The organism is Polaromonas sp., assembly GCF_041689105.1.
Classification (GTDB): domain Bacteria; phylum Pseudomonadota; class Gammaproteobacteria; order Burkholderiales; family Burkholderiaceae_C; genus Polaromonas.
Genome location: NZ_JBDNGU010000133.1, coordinates 1 through 18677 on the forward strand (window position 1 = coordinate 1; position 18677 = coordinate 18677).

Below are 18677 nucleotides of genomic sequence, written 5' to 3' on the forward strand. Positions count from 1 at the left end.
TAAAGCTCACTGGCAATTAAGCAGCGAGTGCGAAACGTTCGTCGTTTGCAGTTAGTTTGTTTGAATCAGTTTTACGAGCACACTCAGCTCGACATGCACCACACCGCGTCCGAACCCACGTCGAAACCAATGCAGCCCCAAGCTGACTAGTTTACGCCATTCGCAGCAAATTCAAGAGCGCGGCTGGCGAAACAATCGTGGCGTCGGCTTGCCAGTGACGGGTATCAGCCAGCGCACCGAGGTAACCGTAGGCTGCGGCCACTGTCGGCATGCCGGCGGCGCGGCCAGCCACGATGTCGCGCTCGTCGTCACCCACATAAACACAGCGTGCGGGTTCAACACCGAGCTGGCGGGCGGCTTCCAGCAGGGGCGCCGGGTGCGGCTTCGCGTGCGGCGTCGTGTCGCCGCTGATGATGGTTTGCGCCGTACCGAACAGGGGCATCTGTCGCGTCAGCGGCAAGGTAAACCGCTGCGACTTGTTGGTAACCACACCCCACTTGAGACCGGCCCTGTCGATTTGGGCGATCAGTTCGACCACCCCATCAAAAGCGTAGGTGCGCTCAGTCATGCAGGCTTCGTAATTGACGAAAAACTCTTCTTTCAGGTCGCTGAAACCGGCATCGTCAGGCGTCAACCCAAAAGCAATCCCAATCATGCCGCGGGCGCCAGCGCCGGCCATCGGCCTGTAGTCGGCCAGCGGCAACGAAGCCAGACCGCGGTCTGTTCGCATCTTGTCGGCGGCGGCACCAAGGTCCGGGGCGCTATCGATCAGCGTACCGTCCAGGTCAAAAAGCACGGCATCAATCTGGTCGAACATATCAGGCCTTCTGCGTGGCCAGCAGGTAATTGACGCTGGTATTCGCGCTGAGCCAGTAGTGCCGGGTCAAGGGGTTGTATTCCATGCCCCGGGTTTGCTGCAAATTGAGCCCGGCGCTGCGAGCATAAGCAGCCAGTTCGCTGGGCTTGATGAGTTTGGCGTATTCGTGGGTGCCGCGCGGCAGCAGGTTCAGGATGTATTCTGCGCCCACAATGGCAAACAAGAAGGCCTTGGCATTGCGGTTGATGGTCGAGAAAAACACATGTCCACCGGGTTTGACAAGCGTCGCGCAGGCCTTGACGACCGAGGACGGGTCCGGCACGTGTTCGAGCATTTCCATGCAGGTCACCACGTCGAAGCCGGCAGGTTGCTCAAGCGCCAGCGCCTCCGCGCTGATTTCACGGTACTCGACGCCTTGCGTTTCGGCCTCCAGCGCATGCAGCTGGGCGACTTTGAGCGCCTTGCCTGCCAAGTCGATGCCCAGCACCTGCGCACCCTGTCTGGCCATGGCGTCCGCCAGAATGCCACCGCCACAGCCAATGTCGAGAACCCGCTTGCCCTTGAGTGGCGCCAGGCTCTCAATCCAGCCCAGGCGCAGGGGGTTGATCTGATGCAGCGGTCGGAACTCGCTTTCGGTGTCCCACCAACGGTGGGCCAATTCAGAAAATTTGGCCAGTTCGGCCGGGTCTGCGTTTTCAGTGGTGTGCATCATTCGATTATCGCCCGGACATAAAAAAACCGCGCCGTGGCGCGGTTTTTTAAGCGATCCGCGAGGGATTACTTGTTGGCGCGGGTACCAACCACTTCGATTTCCACGCGACGGTTCTTCGCGCGGCCTTCGCCGGTCTTGTTGTCAGCAACTGGCTGTTTCTCGCCTTTGCCTTCGGTGTAAACGCGATTTTTCTCGACGCCTTTGGACACCAGATAAGCCTTGACGGATTCAGAGCGGCGAACCGACAACTTCTGGTTGTAGGAGTCGGAACCAATTGCGTCGGTGTGACCAACAGCAATGATGACTTCAAGGTTGATGCCCTGGATCTTGCCGACCAGATCGTCAAGCTTGGCTTTGCCTTCAGGCTTCAGCACGGACTTGTCGAAGTCAAAGAACGCATCAGCAGCGTAAGTGACTTTGGTAGCAGCAGGAGGGGGAACCGGCTTGGCAGGTGCTGGCTTGGCAGGAACTGCTGCCGCAGGAGCAGGAGCAGGCATTGCTTTCGGTACTACCGGGACAATAGCGCCGTCGCAACCTGGAGCGGCAGTAGCCGGTGTCCAGACGCTATTGCGCCAGCACAATTCGTTCGTGCCGTTTTTCCAGACGAGTTCGTTCGTACCGTTTTTCCAGTTGTCGACTGTTTGTGCACCAGCGGCGGTTGCAAGCGCTGCGGAAGCAAACAACATTGCCACTTTGTTGAGTTTCTTCATGGTTCTCCTCTAGAGAAAAGCCGCAGACTTGCTGCGATTGAATACACGCCGTGAGTGACCATCACTCAAAGCGTTACAGTTATTGTGCCATAGCTCATTCGCGGTTCAAGCGCGGTATCGGCTTCGTCCGACACAGAATCAAGATTCTTTGTTTTCTGTTGCGAGCGTGCCACACCCGGGCTAACCTAAACTCAGGCCTTAAAATCAGTGGGCTTGGCTCCTCGAGCGCATCGCCAAATCCAATTCAGGCCTCTCATGACCCAGTTTGCCAAAGAAACCCTCCCCATCAGTCTTGAAGAGGAAATGCGGCGCAGCTACCTTGATTACGCGATGAGCGTCATCGTCGGCCGAGCCTTGCCAGATGCCCGCGATGGCCTCAAGCCGGTCCACAGGCGCGTACTGTTTGCGATGCATGAGCTGAACAATGACTGGAACCGGCCCTACAAGAAATCAGCGCGTATCGTCGGCGACGTGATTGGTAAATACCACCCACACGGCGACCAGTCCGTCTATGACGCAATCGTCCGCATGGCGCAGGACTTCTCCCTGCGCCACATGCTGGTCGATGGCCAGGGCAACTTCGGCTCGGTGGATGGCGACAGTGCTGCGGCCATGCGTTACACCGAGGTTCGGCTGGCCAAGATCGCCCAGGAAATGCTCGCGGACATCGACAAGGAGACCGTCGATTTTGGCCCCAACTATGACGGCAGCGAAAAAGAGCCGCTGGTTCTGCCCTCACGCATACCCAACCTGCTGATCAACGGCTCCGGCGGCATTGCGGTGGGCATGGCCACCAATATCCCGCCGCACAACATCAACGAAGTTGTCGACGCCTGCCTGTACCTGCTGAAGAACCCGCAGGCCAGCATCGACGAGCTCATGGAAATCATTCCGGCGCCGGACTTCCCCACTGCGGGCATCATCTACGGCATCAACGGCGTCAAGGACGGTTACCGTACCGGCCGCGGCAAAGTGGTCATGCGCGCGCGCTGCCATTTTGAGGACATCGACAAGGGCCAGCGCCAGTCCATCATCGTTGACGAGCTCCCTTACCAGGTCAACAAAAAAACGCTGCAGGAGCGCATGGCCGAGCTGGTCCATGAGAAAAAAATCGAGGGCATCAGCCACATCCAGGACGAAAGCGACAAGTCAGGCATGCGACTGGTGATCGAGCTCAAGCGCGGCGAGGTGCCCGAAGTCGTCCTCAACAACCTGTACAAGCAGACGCAGTTGCAGGACACCTTCGGCATCAACATGGTGGCGCTGGTCAACGGCCAGCCGAAACTTTGCAACCTGAAAGACCTGATCCAGGTCTTTCTGTCACATCGCCGCGAAGTGGTCACGCGCCGTACCGTCTTCACCTTGCGCAAGGCGCGCGAGCGTGGCCATGTGCTGGAGGGCCTGGCCGTCGCGCTGGCGAACATTGACGACTTCATTGCCATCATCCGCAACGCGCCGACCCCGCCGGTGGCCAAAGCCGAGCTGATGCTCAGGCCATGGGACAGCAGCCTGGTACGCGAGATGCTGACCCGCACGCGCGCCGACGGCGGCGTGGTCAATGCCGACGATTACCGCCCAGACGGCCTGGAAAAAGAATACGGCATGGGCAACGACGGCCTGTACCGCCTGTCCGAAACCCAGGCCCAGGAAATCCTGCAGATGCGCCTGCAGCGCCTGACCGGGCTCGAGCAGGACAAGATCGTTGCCGAGTACAAGGAGGTCATGGCAGAAATCGACGACTTGCTGGACATCCTGGCACGTCCCGAGCGCGTCTCGACCATCATCGGCGAAGAACTGGCCGTCATACGCCATGAATTCGGTCAGACCAAACTCGGCGCCCGCCGCAGCCAGGTCGAGCACAGCTCCTTCGACCTCAGCACCGAAGACCTGATCACGCCGACCGACATGGTGGTCACCTTGTCGCACACCGGCTACATCAAAAGCCAGCCCCTGTCCGAATACCGCGCACAAAAGCGTGGTGGGCGGGGCAAGCTGGCAACGGCGACCAAGGAAGACGACTGGGTGGACCAGCTCTTCATCGCCAACACGCACGACTACATCCTGTGTTTTTCCAACCGCGGCCGGCTCTACTGGCTCAAGGTATGGGAAGTGCCGGCCGGCTCGCGCGGCTCGCGAGGCCGCCCCATCGTCAACATGTTTCCGCTGCAGGAAGGCGAGAAAATCACCGTGGTGCTTCCTCTGACCGGGGAAAAACGCACCTTCCCGGCAGACCAGTATGTGTTTATGGCGACCAGCATGGGCACAGTCAAAAAGACGCCGCTGGAAGACTTCAGCAACCCGCGCAAGGCCGGCATCATTGCGGTTGACCTCGACGATGGCGACTACCTGATTGGCGCCGCGCTGACCGACGGCAAACACGACGTGATGTTGTTCTCCGACGGCGGCAAGGCCGTTCGTTTTGATGAAAACGACGTCCGGCCGATGGGCCGTAACGCCCGCGGCGTGCGCGGCATGATGCTCGACGACGGCCAGGGCGTGATCGCCATGCTGGTGGCGGAGGACGAGCAGCAAAGCGTTCTGACCGCCACCCAGCACGGTTTTGGCAAGCGCACCTCCATCCAGGAATACACCCGCCACGGCCGCGGCACCAAAGGCATGATCGCCATCCAGCAAAGCGAACGCAACGGCAAAGTGGTTGCAGCGACGTTGGTGCATGTGGACGACGAGATCATGCTGATCACCGACAAGGGTGTACTGGTGCGCACCCGTGTCAGCGAAATACGCGAGATGGGCCGTGCCACCCAGGGCGTGACCCTGATTGGCCTGGACGAAGGCTCCCAGCTCAGTGGCTTGCAGCGTATCGTCGAAAATGATGCAGCGCTGGATGACAACGATCTCGAAGCCGGCACAGATTCAGCCAACCCCACCTCCAACCCGGAACCCAATCAATGAAAACAATACTGACAGCAGTGGTCATGGCCGCCTGCGCCTTCTCGGCCTCCAGCCAGGCACAGACCAACGACCCAAAACTCGAATGGGCCACCCGCCTGGTGGCCTTGCAACAAGGCCCCGACCTGGACAGCCTGGTCGATCAACTCGCCACCAGCGCGTCGCAGGACGTGATCAGCAGTTGGGAGCCGCGGCTGGAGCTCATAACACCCCAGGCCAAACAGGCCAAAGTGGGCGAAGAGATCAACGCCGAGATCGTCAAATTCGCAACCGATGCGAACAAGATCATCGCCAGCAAGGTGGCCATGGTCAGCCGCGATGCGCTGGTACCGGCCTACATGGATCGCTTCACACTGGACGAACTGAAACAACTGACCGCCTTCTTCGAATCTCCTGCCGTCAAAAAATACAAGGCCACAACACCCGTCCTGGTCAATGTGTTTGTCCAGAAGCTGGTGGAGTCGTCGCGCACCGAAATTCAGGCGCGTGCCAAGCAGTTTGCCGCCGTAGCCGAAAAAATTGCCGGCCCTTTACCCGCAGCCAAGCCGCCCGTTGCAGCGCCGGCAAAACCTGCCAAAAAATGAGCCCTGACCCGTGCCCGGTGCCGCCGTTTCAGACACATCATTCATGACCCGGGATCTGCAACAGCTACGGCAACAGATTGACTCGGTGGATCAGCAGTTGCTGGCACTTCTCAATCAGCGGGCGGCTTTGGCCAATGAGGTCGGCGAGCTCAAGCGCAAGGACGGCTCGCCGGTTTTTCGGCCGGAGCGCGAAGCGCAGGTCATTCAGGGCCTGCAGACGGCCAACGCCGGGCCCCTCAAAAGCGACAGCATCTCCCACATCTGGCGCGAAGTGATGTCGGCTTGCCGAGCCCTCGAAGCCCCACAGCGGGTGGCCTATCTGGGCCCGGCCGGCACCTTCAGCGAGCAAGCGGCTGTGCAGTTTTTCGGTTCGAGCATTGAACACCAGCCCTGCGCCAGTTTTGACGAGGTGTTTCGGGCCGCTACGGCAGGCACGGCCCAATTCGGCGTGGTGCCGGTTGAAAACAACACCGAGGGCGTGGTGACTCGCACACTCGACCTGTTCCTCAATTCTCCTTTGCATGTAGTGGGAGAAACCAGCCTGCTGGTGCGCCATAACCTGCTGCGCCGGTCCAACTCACTGGCGGGCATTGAGGTTGTGCTTGCGCATGCACAGGCACTGGCGCAGTGCCAGGGCTGGCTTGGTACCCATTTGCCCGACGCCGAGCGGCGCGCCGTTTCCAGCAATGCCGAGGGCGCGCGGCTGGCTGCCAGCAACCCGACTTGGGCCGGGATTGCCAGCGAACGCGCTGGCGCGGAGTTTGGCCTGCACATCGCGGCCCACGCGATCCAGGATGACGCCTTCAACCGCACACGTTTCGCCGTGATCTGCCTGCCGCAGGTGCTGGCTGCGCCGCAGGCATCAGGCAAGGACTGTGTCAGCCTGATTGTGTCTGTGCCCAATCGTCCAGGTGCGGTGCATGACATCCTGGTTCCGCTGAAAACCCACGGCGTATCGATGACGCGTTTCGAGTCGCGGCCTGCGCGCTCGGGCCAGTGGGAGTACTTTTTTTACATCGATCTGCAGGGTCACCCCTCTCAGCCCCATGTGGCGGCGGCCCTGAAAGATCTGCAGCAGCTTTGTGCGTTTTATAAAGTGCTGGGTACCTATCCCATAGCTGATTAAGAAATAATGAAAACTCCACATATCTCCCAGGCGCCCGGTCATGTTTGAACAACTGGGACTGATAGGTTGTGGCCTGATGGGCGGCTCTTTCGCGCTGGCGCTCAAACGTGCCGGCCTGGTCAAGCGTGTTGTCGGATACAGCAAGTCCCCTTCCACCACAGAGCGGGCGCGGCAGATGGGCGTCATCGACGTGGAAGCGCCCTCGGCCCTGCTGGCGGTGTCTGGCGCCGACATCGTGCTGCTGGCGGTGCCGGTTTCAGCCACCGAAGCCACCTTCAAGGCGATCCGCCACCTGGTCGGGTCCAACACGCTGATCATGGACGTCGGCTCCACCAAGCGTGACGTGGTGGACGCCGCGCGGCGCGTGCTGCACGACCATCTCGGCTGTTTTGTGCCGGCCCACCCCATCACCGGCAAAGAAGTGTCTGGCGTGGAAAATGCCGATGCGGACCTCTACTTCGGCAAGCAGGTCATCCTGACCCCGATTGAACGCACATTCACGGTCCAGCTTGAAAAGGCGGTGAACGTCTGGACGGCGCTGGGCTGCAACGTGGTGAAAATGTCGCCCCAGTCGCATGACGCTGCGTATGCCGCTGTCAGCCACCTGCCGCACCTGATCGCCTTCGCGCTGATAAACAGCATTTCTGGCCAGCCGCAGGGCAAGGACTATCTCTCACTGGCAGGGCCGGGCTTTCGCGACTTCACCCGCATCGCAGCCAGCGATCCCAAGATGTGGCGCGATATCCTGGTCGCCAACAAGGAAGAGCTGCTGGAGCAGTCCAATATCTTCCAGAACACCCTGAATGACCTGGAAAAACTGATCGCCGCCGCGAATGGAGATGCGCTGGAAGAGCAGATCGACAAGGCCAGCAACACGCGCGCCAACTGGCGGATCAGCTCCCCGAAATCGCATAAATAGACCGCGCCCATGTTCGACACCGCCTTCTTGGACATTCCAGCATTGACGGGTGCCGGGGGCACCGTCCACCTGCCCGGCTCCAAAAGCATCTCCAACCGCGTGTTGCTGCTGGCAGCGCTGAGCGAAGGCCGCACTACGGTGCACGACCTGCTGGCCTCCGACGATACCGCCGTGATGCTTGCTGCGCTGCGCCAGCTGGGCTGCGGTGTCCAGGAAAACGGCAGCACCGCCGTGATAGACGGCCTGGGAGGGCGGGCGGTCCAGGCACAGGCCACGCTGTACCTGGGCAACGCCGGCACAGCCATGCGGCCACTGACTGCGGCGCTTGCGTTGCTCGGCGGGGATTTCGAACTCTCGGGCGTGCCACGCATGCACGAACGGCCGATCGGCGACCTGGTCGATGCCCTGCGGCAGCTCGGCTGCGCCATCGACTATATGGGCCAGGAGGGTTTTCCGCCGCTGCGCATCCGCACCGGCCAACTGGCGCTAGACGCCCCGATCCGGGTACGCGGCGACGTATCCAGCCAGTTTCTGACCGCTCTGCTGCTGGCGCTGCCGCTGGTGGCAAGCCGCGACATAAACATCGAAGTCGTCGGCGAGTTGATCTCCCGGCCTTATGTCGAAATCACGCTGAATCTGCTGGACCGCTTCGGCATTCAGGTGCAGCGCGAGGGCTGGCAGCGTTTCACCATCCCTGCCGGTAGTCGCTACCGCTCGCCAGGCGATATCCACGTCGAAGGGGACGCCTCATCTGCTAGCTATTTCATAGCGCTTGGCGCAATAGCAGCAAGGGCTGGGGACAAAAATGGCATAACAATTGAAGGCTTGGGAGAAGCTTCCATACAGGGGGATATCCGATTTATCGAGGCGGCCCGGCAGATGGGCGCGCGTATCGACGCCAGCGCTAACAGCCTGACCATCCGCCGCGGCGCCTGGCCCCTCAAGGCGATAGACATGGACTGCAACCACATCCCTGACGCGGCCATGACGCTGGCGGTGATGGCACTCTACGCCGACGGCCCCAGCACGCTGCGCAACATTGCCAGCTGGCGTGTCAAGGAAACCGACCGCATCGCCGCCATGGCTTGCGAGTTGCGCAAGCTCGGCGCCAGCGTTGAGGAAGGGACCGACTACCTGACAGTAACACCACCAGTCCAGTGGCAAGCCGCGCCCATCCATACCTATGACGACCACCGTGTCGCCATGTGTTTTTCGCTGGCAGCCTTTAACCCGGCGCGTCTACCGGTGCGCATTCTGGACCCGCGTTGCGTCGGAAAAACCTTTCCGGATTACTTCGAAAGCCTGTTTTTGGTGGTCCAGACCGAGCCCGCCCTGGTGCCCGTGATCTGTATCGACGGCCCGACCGCGTCCGGCAAGGGCACGGTCGCTGCTGTGGTCGCCAAACGGCTGGGCTACCACTTTCTGGATTCCGGCGCGATGTACCGCATCACCGCACTGGCGGCGATACAGGCCGGGTTGGCCATCGCACCCGCTCAGGAAGCCGCCATTGCGGCCCTGGCGCGGCAGTTGCCGGTGCGCTTTATCGACGGCCAGATTTTTCTGGGTGACCAGGACGTGACCGACACCATACGCACCGAGGAAGCCGGCATGAACGCCTCGCGCGTGTCCGCCCTGCCCTCCGTGCGTCTGGCGCTGGTGGACCTGCAGCACGGGTTCAGGCGCTTGCCAGGGCTGGTCGCTGACGGGCGGGACATGGGCACAGTGATTTTCCCGGACGCTGCGCTCAAAATTTTCCTGACAGCCAGCGCCCGCCACCGTGCCGAACGTCGCCATAAGCAATTGATTTCAAAGGGAATTTCGGCTACAATCGCCGGGATTCAGCAGGATCTGGAGGCTAGGGATGCACGTGACATGTCACGGCGGGCCGCCCCTTTGAAACCCGCTGACGACGCTGCGCTGCTGGACAACTCCGAGCTGTCGATTGAAGAATCGGTCGCCCACGTGTTGCAACTGTGGCAAAGTACCCGGCCCTTCTGACCCCCGTACATTTTTGTAGGCACACCAGTGCACGGTTGGCAGGATCATTAACTTAACCGCGGTCACCCGCACCAAACCGCCGCAGTCAGCTCTAAAAACGATAGCAATGGTGCCGTCGGAACCCTGTGCTGTGGACTAGGAAAATCAATGTCAGAATCTTTTGCCGCCCTATTTGAAGAATCGCTGAAACGCTCTGAAATGCGTACCGGTGAAGTCATCACCGCTGAAGTCGTTCGTATCGACCACAACCACGTTGTCGTCAACGCCGGACTCAAATCCGAGGCCTATGTCCCCCTCGAAGAATTCAAAAACGACCAGGGCGAACTCGAAGTCCAGGTCGGCGACTTTGTCTCCGTGGCCATCGACTCCGTCGAAAACGGCTATGGCGACACCTTGCTGTCCCGCGACAAGGCCAAACGCCTGGCATCGTGGATGAGCCTGGAAAAAGCCCTGGAATCCGGCGAATTTGTCACCGGCCAGACCAGCGGCAAGGTCAAGGGCGGCTTGACCGTTCTCGTCAATGGCATCCGCGCCTTCCTGCCTGGCTCGCTGATCGACACCCGCCCCATCAAGGACTTGTCTCCGTACGAGAACAAGACCATGGAATTCAAGGTCATCAAGCTGGACCGCAAGCGCAACAACGTGGTGCTGAGCCGCCGCGCCGTTGTCGAAGCCAGCATGGGCGAAGAACGCGCCAAGTTGATGGAAACCCTGAAAGAAGGCTCTGCCGTCAAGGGCATCGTGAAGAACATCACCGAATACGGTGCCTTCGTTGACCTCGGCGGCATCGACGGCCTGCTGCACATCACCGACATGGCATGGCGCCGCGTGCGTCACCCAAGCGAAGTGGTGACGGCTGGCCAGGAAATTGTGGCCAAGATCCTGAAGTTCGACACCGAGAAAAATCGCGTTTCGCTGGGCCTCAAACAGATGGGCGACGACCCTTGGATGGGCGTGAACCGCCGCTACCCGCAAAGCACCCGCCTGTTCGGCAAGATCACCAACATCGCCGACTACGGCGCGTTTGTGGAACTCGAGCCCGGCATCGAAGGCTTGGTCCACGTGTCCGAGATGGACTGGACCAACAAGAACGTGGCACCGAGCAAACTCGTGGCACTGGGCGACGAAGTCGAAGTCATGGTCCTCGAGATCGACGAGGACAAACGCCGCATCAGCCTGGGCATGAAACAGTGCAAGGCCAACCCGTGGCAAGAGTTTGCACAGGACACCAAGCGCGGCGACCGCGTCAAGGGCCCGATCAAGTCGATCACCGACTTCGGCGTCTTTGTGGGCCTGGCTGCAGGTATCGACGGCCTGGTGCACCTGTCCGACCTCTCGTGGAATGAGCCCGGCGAAGCCGCCGTGCGCAACTACAAAAAGGGCCAGGAAGTTGAAGCGATTGTGCTGGCTGTCGACGTGGACCGCGAGCGCATCTCCCTGGGCATCAAGCAGCTCGACTCCGACCCGTTCACCACCTTTGTGTCGATCAATGACAAGGGCGCGATTGTGACTGGCAAGGTCAAGACTGTGGATGCCAAGGGCGCTGAAATCGACCTCGGCGAGGACATCATCGGCTACCTGCGCGCCAGCGAAATCAGCCGTGACCGCGTTGAAGACGCGCGCAACGTGCTCAAAGAAGGCGACGAAGTGTCGGCCGTTGTGGTGAACGTGGATCGCAAGACCCGCAACATCCAGCTGTCGGTCAAGGCCAAGGACAACGCCGACCAGCAGGAAGCCATGGCTTCCCTGAGCCAGCAGTCCTCGCGCGAAAGTGCCGGTCTGACAAGCCTTGGGGCGCTGCTGCGCGCCAAGCTGGACAACACCGAGAAGTAAACGGACCCTGCGAATGGCGTGCCGGCTCTGCGCAGCGGCACGCCATTTCGCTGTCCCCCTATACCTATGACCCGAAGCGATCTTGTCGAAGAGCTGGCCGCCCGATTCAGCCAGCTGACGCACCGCGACGCCGAATATGCAGTCAAGACGATTCTTGACGCCATGAGCGATGCGCTGGTGCGCGGCCACCGGATCGAGATCCGGGGTTTTGGCAGTTTCTCGATCAACCGGCGCCCGCCCCGCATGGGACGCAACCCGCGTTCCGGCGAAAGCGTGGCGATTCCGGAAAAACGCGTACCCCACTTCAAGCCAGGCAAGGCCCTGCGCGAAGCGGTGGATGCCCGCACCGAGGAAATGCTGGTTTCCGGGCCAAAATAGGGTCTGCTCCGACGCGGCTGGCTACAATCGCCAGACCACAAGGGGACACCAAGTGAAATACCTGATGTGGCTGCTCAAAGCAGCCATTTTTTTTACGCTGTTTGCGTTCGCGCTGAACAACCAGCAAGCGGTTTCCGTCAATTTCTTTTTCGGAACGCATTGGCAGGCGCCACTGGTGCTCGTGGTGCTGGTCACTTTTGCTGTTGGCCTGGCCGCCGGCATTTTGATGATGATCCCGCGTTGGTGGACAAAGCGCAGGAATGCGCGCCTGAACATCCAGAGCACCCACAGCGAGAACCCCTCCACCATGCACCATGGACTTTGACTTCACCTGGGTATTGCTCGGCTTTCCGATTGCCTTCACGCTGGGCTGGCTGGCCTCCCGTCTGGACCTGAGGCAATTACGCATAGAAAACCGGCAGGCGCCCAAGGCCTACTTCCGCGGCCTCAATTTTCTGCTTAACGAGCAGCAAGACCAGGCCATCGATGCCTTCATCGAAGCGGTACAGAACGATCCTGACACGTCGGAGCTGCACTTTGCGCTCGGCAACCTGTTTCGCCGGCGCGGCGAGTACGAGCGCGCTGTGCGCGTGCACGAGCACCTGATGTCGCGCGGCGACCTGACCCAACCCGAGCGCGACCGCGCGCAGCATGCGCTGGCGCTCGACTTTCTGAAGGCTGGCTTGCTCGACCGCGCCGAGATCGCGCTGAGAAAACTCGAAGGCACCAGCTACGAGGAAGAAGCCCGGCTGGCCCTGCTGTCGATTTACGAACGCTCGCGCGACTGGACCCACGCCACCGAAATCGCCAGCAAGCTCGACAGTACGAGCCACGGCAGCTTCAGCAGCCGGCAGGCTCACTACCTGTGCGAGCAGGCGCTGGCGGCGAGCGCGTCGGGCGACACAGGCGAGGCGCTGGAGACACTGCAGCAGGCAGTGCGCCTGGCGCCGGCCTCGCCACGTCCCCTGATCGACCTGGCCAAGCTGCAAAGCCAGCTCGGCCGCCACAGTGATGCGTTTGCGACCCTGCTCAAGCTCAAAAAAGCCGCGCCCCAGGCCCTGCCGCTGGCTGCCGGGCTACTGGGAAACATCGCCCAGCAAAACGGACAGCAACAAGAGGCCCTGAACCTTCTGCTGGCCAGCTACGCAGACATGCCGTCCATTGACCTGGTTGAGGCCATCATCAAACTCGATGCGGGCCCCAATGAACCGCGCGACCGGTATGTGCAGCATCTGGAGCGTGAGGTCTCTCTGGTGGCCGCAGCCAAATGGATTGCCGGTGAAAAACTCGGCAACGCACATCAGCAAGCTCTGGTGCAACGCACGCTGGACAAGGCCACCAAGTCTCTCATGCGTTACCGCTGCGCGGCCTGCGGCTTCGAGGCGACCCAGCATTTCTGGCACTGCCCCGGCTGCCAGGCCTGGGACAGCTACCCGGCGCGGCGCATTGAAGAGTTATGAGATTGCACACCCCCATGGAGGCTTCGCCTCCTCCCCCTAGCAGGGGGCGACACCTGCGGCCTGGCAAAGCCAGTTCCGCGGCGTCTGCTTGAATAAGAATTTGCGAACATGACAACACCTTCAAACTTATCGCGTGAACAGCTCGCCAAGGCCCGTGTGCTGGTGGTCGGTGATGCCATGCTGGACCGCTACTGGTATGGCGCGGTGGACCGCATCTCACCCGAGGCGCCTGTGCCTGTCGTGCGTGTCACGCGCCAGGAAGAACGCATGGGTGGGGCCGCCAACGTCGCCTACAACATTGTCACGCTGGGCGCCCGCTCCTCGCTGCTCAGCGTGGTCGGCGACGACGAGGCCAGTCGTCAGCTCGAAGCCCTGGTGGCCAGTTCCGGCATCACGCCTTGCTTCGGCTGCGACCCGAAGCTCAAGACCACGGTCAAGCTGCGCGTGATCGGGCGGCAACAGCAATTGCTGCGGCTGGACTTTGAGAACACCCCGGAAAACGAAGTGCTGGCTTCGCAATCGGCCGCGTTCGAAAAATTGCTGCCGCAGCACGACACCGTGCTGTTTTCTGACTATGGCAAAGGCGGGCTGGCTCATATTGGCCTGATGGTTGCGCAGGCCCATGCCGCCGGCAAAGTGGTACTGGTCGACCCCAAGGGCTCGGACTATTCGCGCTACCAACATGCCACGGCCATCACACCCAACCGCGCCGAGCTCGAACAGGTCATCGGTGCCTGGCGCGATGAGGCTGACCTGCAGGCCAAGGCGCAGAACCTGCGCAAAGCGCTCAAGCTTCAAGCCGTGCTGCTGACCCGCAGCGAGGAAGGCATGACCCTGTTCGATGCGCAGGGCCAGCTGCACGTACCTGCGCTGGCACGCGAGGTGTTCGATGTCACTGGCGCTGGCGACACCGTGATCGGCACACTGGCAGCCATGCTGGCCGCTGGCCTGAGCCTGCGCGAAGCGGTGCCGGTGGCCAACCGCGCGGGCGGCATTGTGGTCGGAAAATTCGGTACGGCAACGGTCGCGTACGACGAGCTGTTCACCGTTAGCTGAGACTCAAGGGAAACCGTCATGAAAATCGTGGTCACCGGCGCAGCCGGGTTTATAGGCGCCAACATCATCGCGGGCCTCAATGCGCGCGGCATCGACGACATCATTGCGGTGGACGATCTGACGAATGGCGACAAATTCCACAATCTGGCCGACCTGCAGATCGCCGACTACATCGACGCTGACGACTTCTACGACCTGTTTGCCGAAGCCGCGTTTGGCGATGTCGAAGCCGTCTTCCATGAAGGCGCCTGCAGCGACACCATGGAGACTGACGGCAAGTACATGATGGACAACAACTACACCCTGTCCTGTGAGCTGTTTGAAGCCTGCCAGGCGCAGGAAGCGCGGCTGATTTATGCCTCATCTGCGGCCACCTATGGCGGCTCCGACACGTTTCGTGAATTCCCCGAGTTCGAAAAGCCACTCAACGTCTACGGCTACTCCAAGTTGCTGTTCGACCAGAAACTGCGGCGCGAGCTGGGGCCGCGTTTCGAGAACGCGGCCACACAGGTGGCCGGCTTTCGCTACTTCAACGTCTACGGTCCGCGCGAGCAGCACAAGGGGCGCATGGCGAGCGTCGCTTTTCACCAGTTCAACCAGTTCCGAGCGGAAGGCAAGGTCAAACTCTTCGGCGAGTACGGCGGCTACGGCCCGGGCGGGCAGATGCGCGACTTCGTGTACATCGATGACGTGGTCGCCGTCAACCTGTGGTTCCTGGATCACCCCGACGCCCGCGGAATCTTCAACCTGGGTACCGGCAAGGCGCAACCCTTCAACGACGTGGCACTGGCCGTCGTCAACACGCTGCGCCAGCAACAGGGCGATGCCCCTTTGAGTCTGGAGGAAGCGGCCTACGGCAGCCTGATCGATTACATCGACTTTCCGCCTGCGCTGGTCGGCAAGTACCAGAGCTACACCCAGGCCGATTTGACGGCGTTGCGCGCTGTTGGTTGCAACCTTACGTTTGCCGACGTCCAGACAGGTGTGTCTGCTTACATGCATGTACTGGCCAAGGCGGCCTGAACCGCTTTCAGGTCGTCGACAGACGGACTGGCAGCCCGGTCAACGCCAGCGGCTGTGCAACCGTTAAAGGCGGGACTTCCTGATTCGCAGGGAGCTCACCCGCTTTCAACAATCTATGAGGACCTTCCTGATGTTCAAAAAACTGCTGGCCTTCGTCGCCGCCATGTATGTCGCCATGGCTTTTGCAGCCGTCGATGTCAACACCGCCACCACGGCCGAACTTGACAGCATCAAGGGCATCGGTCCCGTCAAGTCTGCATTGATCATGTCAGAGCGCAAGAAGGCGCCCTTCAAGGACTGGAATGATTTTGTCACCCGCGTCAAGGGCGTGGGCATCGATAGCGCCGCCAAATTTTCGGCTGATGGCATGACCGTCAACGGCAGCAGCTACAAAGCCACCGCCAAAGCTGAGGTAAAAGCCGATGCCAAAGCCGACAAGCCGGTGACTGAAAAAGCCAAGGATGCGGCCGTGGCCACCAAAGATGCGGTCAAAGGCGCTGCTGTCGCTACCAAAGACGCTGTCAAAGAAACCGCCAAGGATGTCAAGGCTGCAGTGACACCCAAGACCGACGCCAAGGCTGAAGTCAAAGCCGGTGCCAAGGCGGAACCAGCGAAGAAGTAATCTCCTTGCACCTCCAAAAACCCGCTTCTGGCGGGATTTTTTGCTTGTGGATGCTCAGCCTTCATGCATCGGGCGCCCACCAGAATCCGATGTTGCAAGTCAGGACTTGTGAGGAAGTCCGCATCATGGGGAGAGCGTCACGTCCCCCACCCAACCCAGGCTACGGCCGCCGGTGCTGTCGGCGTCACCCCCCACGAGAACCGCCTGCAGCGGGGGCAAGGTGTCGCTTTCCTCGCCAAACGCCCGTTTGAAGTCGGCGGCCAGGTCTCTCTCATGGCTGACCCACTGGCCGAGGCGCTGCTCGCCGCTGTTGACCACAATAATACGCACGCGCGTCGTGTAGGCATTGGAAAGCAGCGTCCCTGGGACCAGCGCGCTATCCCAGACGTAACACAGCGTGGCAGACGGCAGCTTTTCGCCGCTGGCCGCACGCGCCAGGCGCAGCAGGTTGCGTTCGATCAGTCCCAGCTTGTCAAGCGGCATGTCAAACAGCGCACACACCTTGAGCGGGCTGTCGTCACCCCCGCGCCGGCGTAAGTCGGCGCCGCGCAACGGCTCATCCAGCCGCCAGCGCCAACGCAGCCGGAATCCTGCATCAGGCACCCAGGCCGGCAGCGGATGTACCAGGTTGCCGTAAGACTTGATTGCTTCAACGCGCAACACCTTGCGGCCCTCGATGTCGGCCAGCGCATAGCTGGTCAGCGGTATCTTGCCGCCAGGCACGCCCACCACGCGCCAGGGTGCAGGCGGCTGGTCACCGCTGGCCGAAGAAAAAGGAGCGAGCGCGGGGACCTGCGTCTGGGCCGGAACGGCGGACGCCGCCAGCAGGCCCAGCAGGCCCAGCAGGCCCAGCAGAAGGACCAACCCTGCGCCGGTGAGTGTGGTTGACTGCATCACGTCAACCCCGCTTCCAGTCGTGATAGCGGCGTACCCATTCGAGCAGGCGCTTGGGCTGGTGTGCGCGCTTCCATTCGCCCGCCGCGTATTTGTTGGCCTCGGCCAGTGTGGGATAGGTGTGAATGGTCGAGAGGATCTTGTTGAGCCCCAGGCCGTGCCGCATGGCCAGCACATATTCGGCCAGCAGGTCCCCAGCATGCGTGCCGACAATCGTCACGCCAAGAATGGTGTCCTTGCCGGGCACCGTCAGTACCTTGACAAAACCGCGCGCCTCGCTGTCGTCGATGGCCCGATCCAGGTCGTCTATGTTGTCGCGCGTCGTTTCAAATGCTATGCCTTTTTCCTTCGCGTCCTGTTCGCTCAGCCCGACTCGGGCTACTTCGGGATCAATGAAGGTGGTCCAGGGAATCACCGAATAATCCACCTTGAACAGCCGGAACTCGCCGAACAACGCATTCACCGCCGCGTACCAGGCCTGGTGTGACGCCACATGGGTGAACTGGTACGGCCCAGCCACGTCGCCAGCGGCGTAGATATTGGGGTAAATCGTCTGCAGGTAGTCGTTGGTCTCCACCGTGCGATGCACGGGAATGCCGAGCTCCTCCAGCCCGTAACCCTCCAGCCGGGCGACCCGCCCGACAGCGCAGATGAGCTGGTCGAACACGATGCGCTTCTCCACGCCCTGGTGTTCGACGACCAGGGTTTTCACGCCGTCGGCCAACTCGCAGCGCAAGGCCTTGTGGCTAGTGAGTACCTGCACACCATCGGCGGCCAGCGCATCACGCGCCATGCTTGAGACCTCTTCGTCCTCGCGCAACATCAGGCGCGGCGCCATCTCCACTTGCGTGAGCTGCGAGCCCAGGCGCGCAAAAGCCTGCGCCAACTCGCAACCTATGGGCCCGCCACCGAGCACCACCAGACGCTGCGGCACTTCGTCCAGTTCGGCAAAAACGTCCCATAAGGTGTCGCTGGTCACGTAGCCTGCCTCTTCCAGTCCCGGTAGCGGCGGCACGAGGGGCCGCGCGCCAGCTGCAATCACAATGCTGCGCGTCGTCAGTAGCTGGGTGCCGCCTGCGTTAAGCGTGATCTCCACCGTCCACGGGTTGACGATGCGCGCATACCCCTGCAAAACCTCGACCCCGAGGCTGGTGTAGCGCTCCACGCTGTCATGCGGCTCAATGGCGCGGATCACTGCGTGAATCCGCTGCATCACCGCCTTGAAGCTGAAGACGGGCGTACTGTCGCTCAGCCCATACTGCGCGCCATGCTTCATCTGTTGCGCGAGCTTCGCGCTGCGGATCAGCGCCTTGGAAGGCACGCAGCCGTAGTTCAGGCAGTCGCCGCCCATCTTGTGGGCTTCTACCAGCGTCACTTTGGCCTTGACCACCGCAGCGATATAAGCCGACACCAGGCCGCCAGCCCCAGCCCCGATCACGATCAGGTTGCGGTCAAAACGCGACGGACGCAGGTGATTCCAGCGCGCATACACCTTGCGGCGTTTGAAAAACTGCAACACCTTGTTGACGATCAGCGGCAACACGCCGAGCAGCACAAAAGACCCGATCAGCGCCGGAGAGGCGATGGACTGGAGCGAGTCAATCCGTGCAATCTGGGTGCCGGCATTGACGTAAA

Annotated in this window: 17 protein-coding genes and 1 other RNA gene; 12 read left to right on the plus strand and 6 right to left on the minus strand. The window is 61.1% G+C overall.

From position 1 onward, the window contains the following. From ssrA to ompA, 4 genes are all read right to left on the minus strand, one after another. Positions 1 to 139: a transfer-messenger RNA gene (ssrA, locus tag ACESMT_RS14120) on the minus strand; the annotation flags it as partial. A gap of 12 nt (positions 140 to 151) precedes the next feature. Further along, a complete protein-coding gene (locus ACESMT_RS14125; RefSeq protein ID WP_372827229.1) occupies positions 152 to 817 on the minus strand; it encodes an HAD-IA family hydrolase in 666 nt (221 codons plus the stop codon). Position 818: 1 nt separating this feature from the next. Continuing rightward, a complete protein-coding gene (gene ubiG / locus ACESMT_RS14130; protein ID WP_372827230.1) occupies positions 819 to 1526 on the minus strand; it encodes a bifunctional 2-polyprenyl-6-hydroxyphenol methylase/3-demethylubiquinol 3-O-methyltransferase UbiG in 708 nt (235 codons plus the stop codon). A gap of 68 nt (positions 1527 to 1594) precedes the next feature. Next, on the minus strand, positions 1595 to 2239 hold the full coding sequence (gene ompA / locus ACESMT_RS14135) for an outer membrane protein OmpA (RefSeq protein WP_372827231.1): 645 nt from the start codon (positions 2237 to 2239) through the stop codon (positions 1595 to 1597). 255 nt (positions 2240 to 2494) lie between these two features. Between ompA and gyrA the strand changes: the two genes are divergently transcribed. From gyrA to ACESMT_RS14195, 12 genes are all read left to right on the plus strand, one after another. After that, positions 2495 to 5152 (plus strand): DNA gyrase subunit A, encoded by a 2658-nt coding sequence (gene gyrA / locus ACESMT_RS14140; protein ID WP_372827232.1) that lies wholly within the window; start codon positions 2495 to 2497, stop codon positions 5150 to 5152. After that, positions 5149 to 5733: a DUF2059 domain-containing protein gene (locus ACESMT_RS14145; RefSeq protein ID WP_372827233.1), complete on the plus strand. Its 585-nt coding sequence runs from the start codon at positions 5149 to 5151 to the stop codon at positions 5731 to 5733. Before gyrA ends, ACESMT_RS14145 begins: the two co-directional genes overlap by 4 nt. Before the next feature lie 43 nt (positions 5734 to 5776). Further along, the gene (pheA, locus tag ACESMT_RS14150; RefSeq protein WP_372827234.1) at positions 5777 to 6859 is read left to right on the plus strand and encodes a prephenate dehydratase; all 1083 of its coding nucleotides are present in this window, start codon (positions 5777 to 5779) and stop codon (positions 6857 to 6859) included. 40 nt (positions 6860 to 6899) lie between these two features. Further along, positions 6900 to 7778 carry a prephenate dehydrogenase gene (locus ACESMT_RS14155; protein WP_372827235.1) on the plus strand — a complete coding sequence of 293 codons (879 nt, stop codon included), beginning with the start codon at positions 6900 to 6902 and terminating at the stop codon, positions 7776 to 7778. 9 nt (positions 7779 to 7787) lie between these two features. Beyond that, complete coding sequence (locus tag ACESMT_RS14160) at positions 7788 to 9776, plus strand: bifunctional 3-phosphoshikimate 1-carboxyvinyltransferase/cytidylate kinase (protein WP_372827236.1); 1989 nt, start codon at positions 7788 to 7790, stop codon at positions 9774 to 9776. Between the two features lie 147 nt (positions 9777 to 9923). Continuing rightward, a complete protein-coding gene (gene rpsA / locus ACESMT_RS14165; protein ID WP_372827237.1) occupies positions 9924 to 11609 on the plus strand; it encodes a 30S ribosomal protein S1 in 1686 nt (561 codons plus the stop codon). A 66-nt stretch (positions 11610 to 11675) separates the two neighbouring features. After that, on the plus strand, positions 11676 to 11987 hold the full coding sequence (locus ACESMT_RS14170; protein WP_372827238.1) for an integration host factor subunit beta: 312 nt from the start codon (positions 11676 to 11678) through the stop codon (positions 11985 to 11987). Between the two features lie 52 nt (positions 11988 to 12039). Then, entirely contained in the window at positions 12040 to 12312 is a 273-nt protein-coding gene (locus tag ACESMT_RS14175) for a lipopolysaccharide assembly LapA domain-containing protein (RefSeq protein WP_372827239.1), read from the plus strand. Next, entirely contained in the window at positions 12302 to 13447 is a 1146-nt protein-coding gene (lapB, locus tag ACESMT_RS14180; protein ID WP_372827240.1) for a lipopolysaccharide assembly protein LapB, read from the plus strand. Before ACESMT_RS14175 ends, lapB begins: the two co-directional genes overlap by 11 nt. 108 nt (positions 13448 to 13555) lie before the next feature. Continuing rightward, complete coding sequence (rfaE1, locus tag ACESMT_RS14185) at positions 13556 to 14503, plus strand: D-glycero-beta-D-manno-heptose-7-phosphate kinase (protein ID WP_372827241.1); 948 nt, start codon at positions 13556 to 13558, stop codon at positions 14501 to 14503. Between the two features lie 18 nt (positions 14504 to 14521). Continuing rightward, positions 14522 to 15526 carry an ADP-glyceromanno-heptose 6-epimerase gene (gene rfaD, locus ACESMT_RS14190; protein WP_372827242.1) on the plus strand — a complete coding sequence of 335 codons (1005 nt, stop codon included), beginning with the start codon at positions 14522 to 14524 and terminating at the stop codon, positions 15524 to 15526. A gap of 130 nt (positions 15527 to 15656) precedes the next feature. Further along, entirely contained in the window at positions 15657 to 16148 is a 492-nt protein-coding gene (locus ACESMT_RS14195; RefSeq protein WP_372827243.1) for a ComEA family DNA-binding protein, read from the plus strand. A 123-nt stretch (positions 16149 to 16271) separates the two neighbouring features. Here ACESMT_RS14195 and ACESMT_RS14200 read toward each other — a convergent pair whose 3' ends face one another. Both ACESMT_RS14200 and ACESMT_RS14205 read right to left on the minus strand, forming a co-directional pair. Further along, a complete protein-coding gene (locus ACESMT_RS14200) occupies positions 16272 to 17042 on the minus strand; it encodes a DUF3047 domain-containing protein (protein ID WP_372827244.1) in 771 nt (256 codons plus the stop codon). A 4-nt stretch (positions 17043 to 17046) separates the two neighbouring features. Next, on the minus strand, positions 17047 to 18677 hold a 1631-nt coding region (locus ACESMT_RS14205), incomplete at its 5' end, for an NAD(P)/FAD-dependent oxidoreductase (protein ID WP_372827245.1).

Excerpts from the sequence above, each read along its gene's own strand:
- rfaD (WP_372827242.1), top strand. The coding sequence starts at position 14,522 with ATGAAAATCGTGGTCACCGGCGCAGCCGGGTTTATAGGCGCCAACATC.
- ACESMT_RS14170 (WP_372827238.1), top strand. The coding sequence starts at position 11,676 with ATGACCCGAAGCGATCTTGTCGAAGAGCTGGCCGCCCGATTCAGCCAG.
- lapB (WP_372827240.1), top strand. The coding sequence starts at position 12,302 with ATGGACTTTGACTTCACCTGGGTATTGCTCGGCTTTCCGATTGCCTTC.
- ACESMT_RS14155 (WP_372827235.1), top strand. The coding sequence starts at position 6,900 with ATGTTTGAACAACTGGGACTGATAGGTTGTGGCCTGATGGGCGGCTCT.
- pheA (WP_372827234.1), top strand. The coding sequence starts at position 5,777 with ATGACCCGGGATCTGCAACAGCTACGGCAACAGATTGACTCGGTGGAT.
- gyrA (WP_372827232.1), top strand. The coding sequence starts at position 2,495 with ATGACCCAGTTTGCCAAAGAAACCCTCCCCATCAGTCTTGAAGAGGAA.
- rfaE1 (WP_372827241.1), top strand. The coding sequence starts at position 13,556 with ATGACAACACCTTCAAACTTATCGCGTGAACAGCTCGCCAAGGCCCGT.
- ACESMT_RS14160 (WP_372827236.1), top strand. The coding sequence starts at position 7,788 with ATGTTCGACACCGCCTTCTTGGACATTCCAGCATTGACGGGTGCCGGG.
- ACESMT_RS14125 (WP_372827229.1), bottom strand. The coding sequence starts at position 817 with ATGTTCGACCAGATTGATGCCGTGCTTTTTGACCTGGACGGTACGCTG.
- ACESMT_RS14145 (WP_372827233.1), top strand. The coding sequence starts at position 5,149 with ATGAAAACAATACTGACAGCAGTGGTCATGGCCGCCTGCGCCTTCTCG.
- rpsA (WP_372827237.1), top strand. The coding sequence starts at position 9,924 with ATGTCAGAATCTTTTGCCGCCCTATTTGAAGAATCGCTGAAACGCTCT.
- ACESMT_RS14200 (WP_372827244.1), bottom strand. The coding sequence starts at position 17,042 with ATGCAGTCAACCACACTCACCGGCGCAGGGTTGGTCCTTCTGCTGGGC.
- ACESMT_RS14195 (WP_372827243.1), top strand. The coding sequence starts at position 15,657 with ATGTTCAAAAAACTGCTGGCCTTCGTCGCCGCCATGTATGTCGCCATG.
- ubiG (WP_372827230.1), bottom strand. The coding sequence starts at position 1,526 with ATGCACACCACTGAAAACGCAGACCCGGCCGAACTGGCCAAATTTTCT.
- ompA (WP_372827231.1), bottom strand. The coding sequence starts at position 2,239 with ATGAAGAAACTCAACAAAGTGGCAATGTTGTTTGCTTCCGCAGCGCTT.